We start from the raw sequence: 11,419 nt of genomic DNA on the forward strand, positions 1-11,419 counted from the left end.
TGCGGGAGAAGGGGGTGGGCCGGAACGGGGAGCGGGGTCAGGCGAGCCGGATCCGCGGGTCGATGAGGCCGTAGACGGCGTCCACGACGATGTTGGCGAAGACGATCGCGCCCGCCGCGACGATGGTGACCCCGAGCAGCATGGGCAGGTCGCTGGTGTCGACGGAATGCACGGAGAGCTGGCCCAGGCCCTGGAGGCTGAAGGTCATCTCGGTGATGATGGCGCCACCGATCAGTGTGCCCAGGTCGATGCCGAAGATCGTGACGATCGGTCCCATCGCCCCGCGCCAGGCGAAGCGGAAGAAGACCGAGCGGCGGGACAGCCCCTTGGCGCGCGCCGTGCGGACGTAGTCCTCGCTGAGCTGTTCGACGAGCTGGGAGCGGGTCATACGGGTGTAGTTGGCGGTGAAGATGATCGACAGCACCAGCCAGGGCAGCAGCAGCCCGCCGGCCCACTTGGCGGGGTTCTCGGTGATGGGCGTGTACGAGGGCTGTTCGAGCAGGCCCATCTGCTGCACCAGCAGGAACATCGCGATGTAGCCGACGAAGTAGATCTGCAGCGAGGAGCCCAGCAGCGAGAGCGAGCTGGCGATCTTGTCGAGCGCCTTGCCCTGCTTGACGGCGGCGAGCATGCCCGTGCCGACACCGAAGATCACGAAGAAGAAGGCCGCGCCCGCCGAGAGCGACAGGGTCAGCGGCAGCCGGTCCATGATCGTGCCGAACACCGGCTGGCGGTTGGTGAACGAGTAGCCGAGGCAGGGCGCCGGGCAGTGGCCGTAGTTCCCGTAGTCGCGCCCGACGAAGATGCCGGAGAGCCAGTGCCAGTACTGGACGGGCATAGGGTCGGCGATCCCGAGGTTCTGCTTGATCTGCCCGAGGAGCTCGGGCGTGCAGACCTTGCCGCAGGCCATCCGAGCGGGGTCACGGGGTATCGCGTAGAAGAGGTAGAAGGTGATGGCGCTGATGACCAACAGAATGACGATAGCGCCGGTCACGCGGCGGAGAAGAAATCGAAGCATGGGGTCGTGACTTTCCGGGTGAGGCGCCGTCGCCGGGGGGTGGTGGACGGGGGAGTGACCGGGACCGGGGAAGGGCGGCCGGTGGGCCGCCCTTCCCCGACCGCGTCACGCCTTGGCGTAGAGCTTGGTGATCGCGATGCCGCTGTTGCCCGAGTCGAAGGCCACGCCGCCGACCTTGGAGCCGTAGAACCAGTTGCGGATCGGCCAGTAGTCCGGAACGCACGCCGCCAATTCCATGATCTGCCGGTCGATCGCGCCCCAGGCCTTGTTGGCCTCCTCCGGGTCGGTGATCTTGGCGGCGGCGTCGATGGCCTTGTTGACGCCCGCGTCGTTCAACTGCGGCCAGTTGGAGGCGCCGTCGGCGATCACACGGCCGTCGAAGGTGGGCTGAAGGGCGGTGTAGCCGCCGGGCCAGTCGGCGGACCAGCCGGCCGCGAACATGTCGAAGTGGTTGTTGACCAGGCCGATCTGGCTGTAGAAGGAGGTCTTGTCGACCTGCTTGGTCACCACGTCGAAGCCCGCCTTGGTGAGCGCGCTCTTGATGGCGACGGCCTGCTTGACGGCGTTGTCGGACTGCTGGAAGGCGATGACGATCTTCTGGCCCTCCTTGCCCGCGTCCTTCAGCAGCTCCTTGGCCTTGACCGGGTCGCCGGCCGGCTTGGCCTTCTTGCCGTAGAGGTCGAAGTCGACGTGGCCCGGGGTGAGCGGGCTGATGACGGTGGTGGCGATCTCGGAGGACGAGGCACCGCCGCGGATCAGCTGGGTCTGCTGCGCGGGCCAGGCGTAGTTGAGGGCCTGACGGACCTTCACGTCCGTGATGCGCGTGGTGTTGATCGCGTAGTAGTACGTCGCCGCGTCGAGGTGGTTCAGGACGCGCTTCTTCAGCGCCGGGTCACCGAGGACCTTCTGGATGCGCTCGGCCGCGACCTCGTTGAACATCGACAGCGTGTGCTGGTCGTTGCCCTGGTCCGCGATGTAGCGGTCCGTGGAGGCCAGCGACTGGAAGCCGAACCGCAGCTGGAACGCGTCCGGGTAGGCGTTGCGGATCGGGTCCGTCTTGGCGTCCCAGTGCGGGTTGCGCGACAGCGACATGGACTTGCCGATCTGGCGGGCGTCGATCTTGTACGGGCCGCAGGAGAACGGCTTCTTGTCGTAGTCCTCCTTGGTGTCGTGCTTCTTCGGCACCAGGGAGAAGGCCCGCATGCCCAGGGTGAAGTTGAAGTCGCCGCGGGCCTCCTTGAGATGGAAGGTGACGGTCTTGCCGTCGATCTCGATGGAGTCCAGGTGCTTGCCCTCGTAGGGGCCCTTGTACTTCTCGCCGCCGACCAGCCACTCCTGCGGGTAACGCGGGCCGAACGTCACGAACTTGGCGAAGAGCCGCTCGAAGGTGTGGCGGACGTCCTCCATCGTGATGTCGGCGCCGTCCTCCCACTTCACGCCGTCCTTCAGGGTGAACGACCAGGTCTTGCCGCCGTCCTTCGTGGTGCCGGCGTCGGTGGCGAGGTCGCCCACGAGCGTGGTGGTGCCGTTGTTGGCCACCTTGTAGCCGACCAGGCCACGCATGAACAGCGGGGTGATGAGGTTCTCGTAGCTCGACCAGATCTGCGCCGGGTCCAGGTGGTCGCAGTCGATCTGGTCCATCGTGTAGAGCGTGCCGCCCTTGACCGCGCCCGGGACCTCGGGGGCGGGGCCGGTGGAGTCGGTCTTGGTGCCGACCAGGATCTCGGCGCCCTTGTTGCCGGTGACCTTCTGCGTACCCTTGTCGCCCCCCTTGCCGCCGCCGCCCGCGTCACCGCTGCTGCATGCGCTCAGGACAGTGGAGCTCGCGGCCGCCACGCCGGTGGCGATCAGGAAGTTTCTGCGGGAGAAAGACATGCGTATCGGTCCTTGTGGTCGGTGGACGAAGCAGGTACGGCAGGCCGGACATCAGCGGCCGGGCCGGGTGGAGCGGAGGCTCAGCGCTTCGACTTCGGGTCGAGCGCGTCGCGTACTGAGTCGCCGAGCAGATTGAAGGCGAGCACGAAGATGATCATCGAGATGCCCGGGAAGAGCATGAAGGTGATGTCGTCCGTGTAGAAGGACGCTCCGCGCTGGATCATCACGCCCCAGTCGGGGGTCGGGTCGATGATTCCGACGCCGAGGAAGGCCAGACCCGCTTCGGCCGTCACGAAGGCGGGCAGGGCGAGGGTCGCCTGGATCAGGATCGGCGTCCAGAGGTTCGGAAGCAGTTCCTTGAAGATGATCCGGGCGGGGGAGGCGCCGGTCACCTTCGCGGCCTCGACGAACTCCCGCTCGCGCAGGGCCAGTACCTGACCGCGCAGCAGGCGGGCCATCGAGGCCCAGCCGAAGGCGGTGAGCGCGATGATCAGACACGTGGCCCGCAGGGAGGTGGGGATCTCGTCGTCCGGCGACACGAACAGCCCGTACACGACCGGCATGAAGGCGATGAAGAAGAGCGTCGACGGGAACGACAGCAGAATGTCGATGACCCGGCCGATGAGGTAGTCCGTCTTGCCGCCCAGATATCCGGCGGTGACACCGATGACCACACCGATGAGCGTGACGAGAATGGTGGCCGCCGCCGCTATCAGGAGCGAGGTGCGGATGCCGTACAGCAGGAACGTGAAGACATCCCGGCCCAGTTGGGGCTCGACGCCGAACCAGAAGTCGCCGCTGATACCGCCGTTGGGCTTGACCGGATACGCGAATCCGTTGAGCAGCCCGGGTATCTCCTGGCCGTACTGCTCGTACGGATTCTTGCCGTACAGCTTCGCGATCAGCGGCGCGGCCACCGCGATCACGAAGAAGAACACGACGATGTAGGCGGAGAGCACGCCCGTCCTGTCGCGCTTGAAGCGCCGCCAGGCCAGCTGGCCTGGACTCCGTGCATCGGCGCCCTTGTCGGGGCCTGCGGGCTGCCGGGACTCCTCAACGACGTCGGTGGCGGTCGTGTCCACCGAAGTGATGGGGGCCGGGGATGGCGTGGTCATCGAGCTCCTGTCCCCGTACGGAAAGCGGCATCCTCCGGACAGGAGGAGCTGAGGGGTTGGAACGGACCCAATCAATCGCGTTGACAACGGTCAATCAGCTGTGGAAGTCCTCACCTGGTCTTTAGGTTCTTGACCCGAACTTGACAAGACACAGATGTCCTACAGGTGGACAGGTGTTTTACGGAACGGGGTAATCGGGGCGAACCTGGCGGGGTGTCCGGTCATGGGTGTGTCCTTTTCGTTATGCGGCACACCCGAATGACTTGATGACACATACACACGTACGGCCGCAGATAGGGTGCATTGGAGTCGTTTTGCGGTGATATTTGGCTCTACGTGTGACGAAGACCAAGAGGAGGCACTCCATGCGCGGAGCCACACAGGCCAAATGGGCCGCATGCGCGGTGGCCGTCGCCCTGGCGGCGACGGCCTGCGGCGGCGGGGGCGGCGGCGGTGGTGGCGGTGGCGCCGACGGAATGGTGAGTTCCTCCTGGGGTGACCCGCAGAACCCGCTGGAGCCCGCGAACACCAACGAGGTGCAGGGCGGCAAGGTCCTCGACATGATCTTCCGGGGGCTCAAGAGGTACGACCCGAAGACCGGCGCGGCCATGAACATGCTCGCCGAGAAAATCGACACCAAGGACAACCAGAACTTCACCGTCACCGTGAAGGACGGCTGGACCTTCAGCAATGGCGAGAAAATCACCGCGAAGTCGTTCGTGGACGCCTGGAACTACGGCGCCCTGCTGAAGAACAATCAGAAGAACGCGTATTTCTTCGGATACATCGACGGATACAACAAAGTTCACCCCGAATCCGGCAATGCCCGCGCGACCACGCTCTCCGGGCTCAAGCTCGTCAACGACCGGACCTTCACGGTCAAGCTGACGCAGAAGTTCTCCCTGTGGCCCGACACCCTCGGCTACCCGGCCTTCGCGCCGCTGCCCAGGGCCTTCTTCACCAACCACGCCGCCTGGGTGTCCAAGCCGATCGGCAACGGCCCGTACACCATCGACACGTACACCAAGGGCTCGTCGATGAACCTGCGCAGGTGGGACCAGTACCCCGGGGCCGACAAGGCGCAGAACGGCGGCATCGACCTCAAGGTCTACACCGACAACAACACCGCCTACACCGATCTGACGGCCGGCAACCTCGACCTCGTCGACGACGTGCCCGCCTCACAGTTGAAGAACGTCAAGGCGGACCTGGGCGACCGGTACATCAACACCCCGGCCGGCATCATCCAGACCCTCGCCTTCCCCTTCTACGACAAGAAGTGGAACACCCCCGGCGGCATCAAGGTCCGCCAGGGGCTGTCGATGGCGATCAACCGCGAGCAGATCACCCGTCAGATCTTCCAGGAGACCCGCACCCCCGCCTCCGACTGGACGTCCCCGGTCCTCGGTGCGAAGGGCGGCTTCAAGGAGGGGCTGTGCGGCGCGCCCTGCGAGTACGACGCGGCGAACGCCAAGAAGCTGATCCAGGAGGGCGGTGGCATCCCCGGCGGGCAGCTCAAGATCTCGTACAACGCGGACACCGGCTCCCACAAGGAGTGGGTCGACGCCGTCTGCAACAGCATCAACAAGGTGATGGGCAACAACAAGGCGTGCGTCGGCGGCCCGGTCGGCACCTTCGCCGACTTCCGCAGCCAGGTCTCCCAGCAGAGGCTGAACGGCGCCTGGCGGGCCGGCTGGCAGATGGACTACCCGCTGATCCAGAACTTCCTGCAGCCGGTGTACTACACCGACGCCTCCTCCAACGACGGCAAGTGGAGCAGCAAGAAGTTCGACGGCCTGGTCGACAAGGCCAACGCGGAGTCCGACAAGGCCAAGGCCGTCTCGACCTTCCAGGACGCGGAGAGGGTCCTGGTCGAGCAGATGCCCGTCATTCCGCTCTGGTACCAGAACGGCAGCGCCGGGTACTCGGACCGGATCTCCGACGTGGCGCTCAACCAGTTCAGCGTCCCGGTGTACGAGCAGATCAAGGTCAAGTGACCCGTTGAAGCCGGGGGCCGGTGCCGGGAACGGACGCACCGGCCACCCGGCTTCCGCGTCCCTCGACGCGTCACTCCCCAGTCCCGAGTCTTTGACCCCCGCGACCCCCGGAGACCTTCATGGGACGCTACGTGATCCGGCGGCTGCTGCAGATGATCCCGGTCTTCTTCGGCGCCACGCTGCTGATCTTCCTCATGGTCAACGTGATGGGCGACCCCATCGCAGGCCTCTGCGGCGAACGCCAGTGCGACCCGGCGACCGCAGCCCGACTCCGGTCGGAATTCGGCCTCGACAAGCCCGTCTGGCAGCAGTACGCGACCTACATGGGCAACGTCTTCACCGGCGACTTCGGCACCGCGTTCAACGGCCAGAAGGTCACCGAGCTGATGGGCGCCGCCTTTCCCGTGACCATCCGGCTCACCGTCGTCGCGATCGTCTTCGAGATCGTCATCGGCATCAGCCTCGGCGTCGTCACCGGCCTGCGCCGCGGCCGCCCCGTCGACACCACCGTGCTCATCCTCACCCTGGTCGTCATCTCCATCCCGACCTTCGTCACCGGTCTGCTGCTCCAGCTCCTCCTCGGCGTGGAGTGGGGCGTCATCAAGCCCTCCGTCTCACCGGAGGCGCCCTTCAACGAGCTCCTCGTCCCGGGACTGGTCCTGGCCTCGGTCTCGCTGGCGTACGTCACCCGGCTCACCCGGACCTCGATCGCCGAGAACGCCCGCGCCGACTACGTCCGTACCGCCGTCGCCAAGGGCCTGCCCGGTCGGCGCGTCGTCGTCCGGCACCTGCTGCGCAACTCACTGATCCCCGTCGTCACCTTCATCGGTACGGACGTGGGCGCCCTGATGGGCGGGGCGATCGTCACCGAGCGGATCTTCAACATCCATGGCGTCGGCTACCAGCTCTACCAGGGCATCCTGCGCCAGAACTCCCAGACCGTCGTCGGGTTCGTCACCGTTCTGGTCCTCGTCTTCCTGGTGGCGAACCTGATCGTCGACCTGCTGTACGCCGTACTCGACCCGAGGATCCGCTATGCCTGAGCAGACACCGGACGAGGCGATCTCACCAGCCGGAGCGGGCGGCGTGATGGACCTGGCCCTGGAGGAGGGCACGACCCTCGAAAGGACGCCGGGCGGCCCCGAGGGCACCGGCCCCGCCGAGAAGCCGCGCAGCCTGTGGTCCGACGCCTGGCGGGACCTGCGCCGCAACCCGGTCTTCATCATCTCCGCGCTGGTCATCCTCTTCCTCGTGGTCATCTCGGTCTGGCCGTCGCTGATCGCCGACCAGGACCCCCTCAACTGCGACCTGGGCAAGGCGCAGCAGGGCTCGCAGCCCGGTCACCCCTTCGGCTTCGACGGACAGGGCTGCGACGTCTACACCCGTACCGTCTACGGGGCCAGGAACTCGGTCACCGTCGGCGTCTGCGCCACGCTGGGCGTCACCCTGCTCGGCGGCCTCCTCGGAGGCCTGGCAGGCTTCTTCGGCGGCTGGTGGGACTCGGTCCTCTCCCGCCTCACCGATGTCTTCTTCGGCATCCCGGTGGTCCTCGGCGGCCTGGTCTTCCTCTCCGTGGTCACCAGCGCCACCGTCTGGCCGGTGATCGGCTTCATCGTGCTGCTGGGCTGGCCGCAGATCGCCCGCATCGCCCGGGGCTCCGTGATCACCGCCAAACAGAACGACTACGTACAGGCGGCCCGCGCGCTGGGCGCCTCCAACGCCCGGATGATGCTGCGCCACATCACCCCGAACGCCGTCGCGCCGGTGATCGTCGTCGCGACCATCGCACTCGGTACGTACATCTCGCTGGAGGCGACCCTCTCGTTCCTCGGCGTCGGCCTGAAACCGCCGGCCGTCTCCTGGGGCATCGACATCTCCGCCGCCTCCCAGTACGTCCGCAACGCCCCGCACATGCTGCTCTGGCCCGCCGGAGCGCTGGCGGTCACCGTGCTCGCGTTCATCATGCTCGGCGACGCGGTGCGCGACGCCCTCGACCCCAAGCTGCGCTGAGGAGCCCGCTGCCATGTTGCTCGAAGTGCGCGATCTGCACGTGGAGTTCCACACCCGCGACGGGGTGGCCAGAGCCGTCAACGGGGTCGACTACTCGGTGGCCGAGGGCGAGACGCTGGCCGTCCTCGGCGAGTCCGGCTCCGGGAAGTCGGTCACCGCGCAGGCGATCATGGGGATTCTCGACATGCCCCCGGGAAGGATCGGCGGCGGCGAGATCCTCTTCAAGGGCCGCGACCTGCTGAAGATGCGGAAGGACGAGCGCCGGAAGATCCGCGGCCAGGAGATGGCCATGATCTTCCAGGACGCGCTCTCCTCCCTCAACCCCGTGCTCAGCGTGGGGGAGCAGCTCGGCGAGATGTTCGTCGTCCACCGCGGGATGTCCCACAAGGACGCCAAGCGGAAGGCCGTCGAACTGATGGACCGGGTCCGCATCCCGGCCGCGAGGGAGCGCGTCGGGAACTACCCGCACCAGTTCTCCGGCGGTATGCGCCAGCGCATCATGATCGCCATGGCGATGGCGCTGGAACCCTCGCTGATCATCGCCGACGAACCCACCACGGCGCTCGACGTGACCGTCCAGGCCCAGGTCATGGACCTGCTCGCCGAGCTCCAGCGCGAACTGAACATGGGCCTGATCCTGATCACCCACGACCTCGGCGTGGTCGCGGACGTCGCCGACCACATCGCCGTGATGTACGCGGGCCGGATCGTCGAGACCGCCCCCGTCCACGAGATCTACCGGGCACCCGCCCACCCGTACACCAAGGGCCTGCTCCGGTCGATCCCGCGCCTGGACCAGAAGGGCCAGGAGCTGTACGCGATCAAGGGCCTCCCGCCCAATCTGCTGCACATCCCGCCCGGCTGCGCCTTCCACCCGAGATGCCCGCTGGCCCAGGAGGTCTGCCGGGGCGAGGTGCCGCCGCTGTTCGAGGTGGCCGAACACCGCGAGAGCGCCTGCTACTTCTGGAAGGAGGCGCTCGATGCACGCTGAACCGGGGAGCACCCGCGCGGGCGGCGAACCCATCCTGGAGGTCCGCGACCTGGTCAAGCACTATCCGCTGACCCAGGGCGTCCTGATCAAGAAGCAGATCGGCGCCGTCAAGGCGGTCGACGGGGTCTCCTTCGACCTGGCGGCGGGCGAGACGCTCGGCATCGTGGGGGAGTCGGGGTGCGGCAAGTCGACCGTGGCCCGGATGCTGGTGCACCTGGAACAGCCGACGGCCGGGGCGATCAGGTACAAGGGCGAGGACATCACCAAGCTGTCGGGGCGCGCCCTGAAGGCCGTGCGCCGCAACATCCAGATGGTGTTCCAGGACCCGTACACCTCTCTCAACCCCCGGATGACGGTTGGCGACATCATCGGGGAGCCGTACGAGATCCACTCCGAGGTGGCCCCGAAGGGCGACCGGCGGCGCAGGGTCCAGGACCTGCTGGACGTCGTCGGGCTCAACCCGGAGTACATCAACCGCTATCCGCACCAGTTCTCCGGCGGCCAGCGCCAGCGCATCGGCATCGCCCGCGGCCTCGCGCTCAACCCCGAGATCATCGTCGCCGACGAACCCGTCTCCGCCCTCGACGTCTCCGTGCAGGCCCAGGTCGTCAACCTGCTGGACCGGCTCCAGGCGGAGTTCGCGCTGAGCTACGTCTTCATCGCGCACGACCTGTCGATCGTCCGGCACATCTCCGACCGGGTCGGCGTGATGTACCTGGGGCGGATCGTCGAGATCGGCACGGACGAGCAGATCTACGACCACCCCACGCACCCGTACACCCAGGCCCTGCTGTCCGCCGTCCCCGTGCCGGACCCGACGGCCCGCGAGCACCGGGAGCGGATCATCCTGCACGGCGACGTCCCCTCACCCGCCAACCCGCCCTCGGGCTGCCGTTTCCGCACCCGCTGCTGGAAGGCGCAGAAGCGGTGCGAACTGGAGGTGCCGCTGCTGGCGGTCCCGGCGGTCTTCCGGCTGGCGGACACACCGGCCGGTCACGACTCGGCCTGCCATTTCGCGGAGGAGAAGCAGGTGGTGCCGCCGGAGGGGCTGCTGGAGACGCCGGGGGAGGAGGCGGTGCGGGAGGCGCAGGACGGCCGCGGGGCGGGCCCCTCGGACGCCGTGGAGCGGGAGGACGGGCCGCCGCCCTCGGGGAGCAGCCGGGTCCGCTGACCGCGGATACGGCAACGCGTGGGAAACCCGGCCGTCCCACCTCCGACACACGAACGCGCCACCATGGCCGCCGTACGGCCGTGCGGGTGCCGTGAACCGGCCGGGGGGCCGTCAAGTCCCCCCGGCCGGTTGCCCGTTCGCGCACCTTCCGGGCGGCCCTCTTGTCCGGTGGGCGGGGACGGGGGGAACATCGCTCGCGTGATACTCACGCGCGGAGCAAGGGTCACCGGTGCCGTTCTCTGCGCCCTGCTCGCGGTGATCGTCGCGGGCTGGCTCGTACGGGACGTCAGGGCGGTCGACGACCCCGGCCAGTTGTGGCGGTACTGGGCCTTCTCCTACGAGAGGCGCCCGGCCGCGCTGCCCGCCACCTCGGCCGACGACGTGATGCTGCTCGTGGCGTACCTCGTCGCCGCCGTCGCTGCCCTGCGGTCCTCGGTGGCCGCAACCGCGCTGGTCGCCACCGGAGTAGTGACCCTCGTCGTGCGGCTTCCCGGACTCTGGAACATCGGTGAGCCCCGGATGGAGGCCGGGTACTCCGACGACCTCCGCACCCGCGCCCTGGTCTGCGCCTTCGCGGCCCTCGCGGCGGGGATCGCGCTGATCATCGTCGCGGGGGCCGGCCGCCGGCCGGCGCGCGACAGCTCCGAGGCCGCCCCGACCCGTCCGGGCCAGGGCGCCGGGGTGACGGCCTTCCTGCTGCTGGGCGCCGCGGGAGCGGTCGTGACCGCCTGGGAGATCCGCCAGGCCGTGCGGTTCCCCGAGATCTACCCCGACTGGTACCTGGGCGGGGACCGGGTGTTCCAGGGACTGATCGACCCGCCGCCCGGCTGGAGCGGCGCGGTCCTCGCGCTGCTCTGCCTGTACGCGGCGACGAGTGCGCTCGGCCGCGCCGTGCACGCGCGGCCGTTCGGCCTGATCGCGGCCGGTGGGCTGCTGTCCGACGGGGCGCTGGGAGTGGCCCGCGCTGTGCACTACGAGTTCCTCGGCCACTTCGGCGATCTGCTGGTCGAGGAGCAACTCACGGTACTGACCTGGCTCTTCGAAGTGATCGCCGGTGCGGCGGTGCTCATCGTGCTGGCCCGGCGGGGCACCGTCGGCACCGGCACCCCCGCCCCGCACCACCAGGGCTACGGGCAGGGGTACGGCGGTCCGCGGCCCGGCGTCTTCGGCCCGCCGCCCCCGTCCCAGCCGCCTCCGGGCTGGTGACGGGCGCGGCCGGACGAGACCGCCGGTCACCCCGGA

9 protein-coding genes are annotated in these 11,419 nt (G+C 68.0%); 6 read left to right on the top strand and 3 right to left on the bottom strand.

What is annotated here, in order from left to right; all coding sequences use genetic code 11:
* Positions 1–37: 37 nt before the first annotated feature.
* The 3 genes from ACFVT1_RS11230 to ACFVT1_RS11240 form a co-directional block, all read right to left on the bottom strand.
* Positions 38–1,018: an ABC transporter permease gene (locus ACFVT1_RS11230; RefSeq protein WP_389794264.1), complete on the bottom strand. Its 981-nt coding sequence runs from the start codon at positions 1,016–1,018 to the stop codon at positions 38–40.
* A gap of 105 nt (positions 1,019–1,123) precedes the next feature.
* The gene (locus tag ACFVT1_RS11235) at positions 1,124–2,893 is read right to left on the bottom strand and encodes an ABC transporter substrate-binding protein (protein WP_389794265.1); all 1,770 of its coding nucleotides are present in this window, start codon (positions 2,891–2,893) and stop codon (positions 1,124–1,126) included.
* An 80-nt stretch (positions 2,894–2,973) separates the two neighbouring features.
* On the bottom strand, positions 2,974–4,008 hold the full coding sequence (locus tag ACFVT1_RS11240; protein WP_389794266.1) for an ABC transporter permease: 1,035 nt from the start codon (positions 4,006–4,008) through the stop codon (positions 2,974–2,976).
* Positions 4,009–4,373: 365 nt separating this feature from the next.
* Between ACFVT1_RS11240 and ACFVT1_RS11245 the strand changes: the two genes are divergently transcribed.
* From ACFVT1_RS11245 to ACFVT1_RS11270, 6 genes are all read left to right on the top strand, one after another.
* The gene (locus ACFVT1_RS11245; protein WP_389794267.1) at positions 4,374–6,005 is read left to right on the top strand and encodes an ABC transporter substrate-binding protein; all 1,632 of its coding nucleotides are present in this window, start codon (positions 4,374–4,376) and stop codon (positions 6,003–6,005) included.
* 119 nt (positions 6,006–6,124) lie between these two features.
* Positions 6,125–7,048 (top strand): ABC transporter permease, encoded by a 924-nt coding sequence (locus ACFVT1_RS11250; protein ID WP_389794268.1) that lies wholly within the window; start codon positions 6,125–6,127, stop codon positions 7,046–7,048.
* Positions 7,041–8,015 (top strand): ABC transporter permease, encoded by a 975-nt coding sequence (locus ACFVT1_RS11255; RefSeq protein WP_389794269.1) that lies wholly within the window; start codon positions 7,041–7,043, stop codon positions 8,013–8,015. The genes ACFVT1_RS11250 and ACFVT1_RS11255 overlap by 8 nt, the downstream gene beginning before the upstream one ends.
* Before the next feature lie 13 nt (positions 8,016–8,028).
* Entirely contained in the window at positions 8,029–9,006 is a 978-nt protein-coding gene (locus tag ACFVT1_RS11260; protein ID WP_389794270.1) for an ABC transporter ATP-binding protein, read from the top strand.
* Positions 8,996–10,177 (top strand): ABC transporter ATP-binding protein, encoded by a 1,182-nt coding sequence (locus tag ACFVT1_RS11265; protein WP_389794271.1) that lies wholly within the window; start codon positions 8,996–8,998, stop codon positions 10,175–10,177. The genes ACFVT1_RS11260 and ACFVT1_RS11265 overlap by 11 nt, the downstream gene beginning before the upstream one ends.
* A 198-nt stretch (positions 10,178–10,375) precedes the next feature.
* Entirely contained in the window at positions 10,376–11,383 is a 1,008-nt protein-coding gene (locus ACFVT1_RS11270; RefSeq protein ID WP_389794272.1) for a hypothetical protein, read from the top strand.
* The last annotated feature ends 36 nt before the right edge of the window (positions 11,384–11,419 follow it).

Source organism: Streptomyces sp. NPDC057963, assembly GCF_042887155.1.
Taxonomy (GTDB): Bacteria; Actinomycetota; Actinomycetes; order Streptomycetales; family Streptomycetaceae; genus Streptomyces.

Excerpts from the sequence above, each read along its gene's own strand:
- ACFVT1_RS11230 (WP_389794264.1), bottom strand. The coding sequence starts at position 1,018 with ATGCTTCGATTTCTTCTCCGCCGCGTGACCGGCGCTATCGTCATTCTG.
- ACFVT1_RS11235 (WP_389794265.1), bottom strand. The coding sequence starts at position 2,893 with ATGTCTTTCTCCCGCAGAAACTTCCTGATCGCCACCGGCGTGGCGGCC.
- ACFVT1_RS11240 (WP_389794266.1), bottom strand. The coding sequence starts at position 4,008 with ATGACCACGCCATCCCCGGCCCCCATCACTTCGGTGGACACGACCGCC.
- ACFVT1_RS11245 (WP_389794267.1), top strand. The coding sequence starts at position 4,374 with ATGCGCGGAGCCACACAGGCCAAATGGGCCGCATGCGCGGTGGCCGTC.
- ACFVT1_RS11250 (WP_389794268.1), top strand. The coding sequence starts at position 6,125 with ATGGGACGCTACGTGATCCGGCGGCTGCTGCAGATGATCCCGGTCTTC.
- ACFVT1_RS11255 (WP_389794269.1), top strand. The coding sequence starts at position 7,041 with ATGCCTGAGCAGACACCGGACGAGGCGATCTCACCAGCCGGAGCGGGC.
- ACFVT1_RS11260 (WP_389794270.1), top strand. The coding sequence starts at position 8,029 with ATGTTGCTCGAAGTGCGCGATCTGCACGTGGAGTTCCACACCCGCGAC.
- ACFVT1_RS11265 (WP_389794271.1), top strand. The coding sequence starts at position 8,996 with ATGCACGCTGAACCGGGGAGCACCCGCGCGGGCGGCGAACCCATCCTG.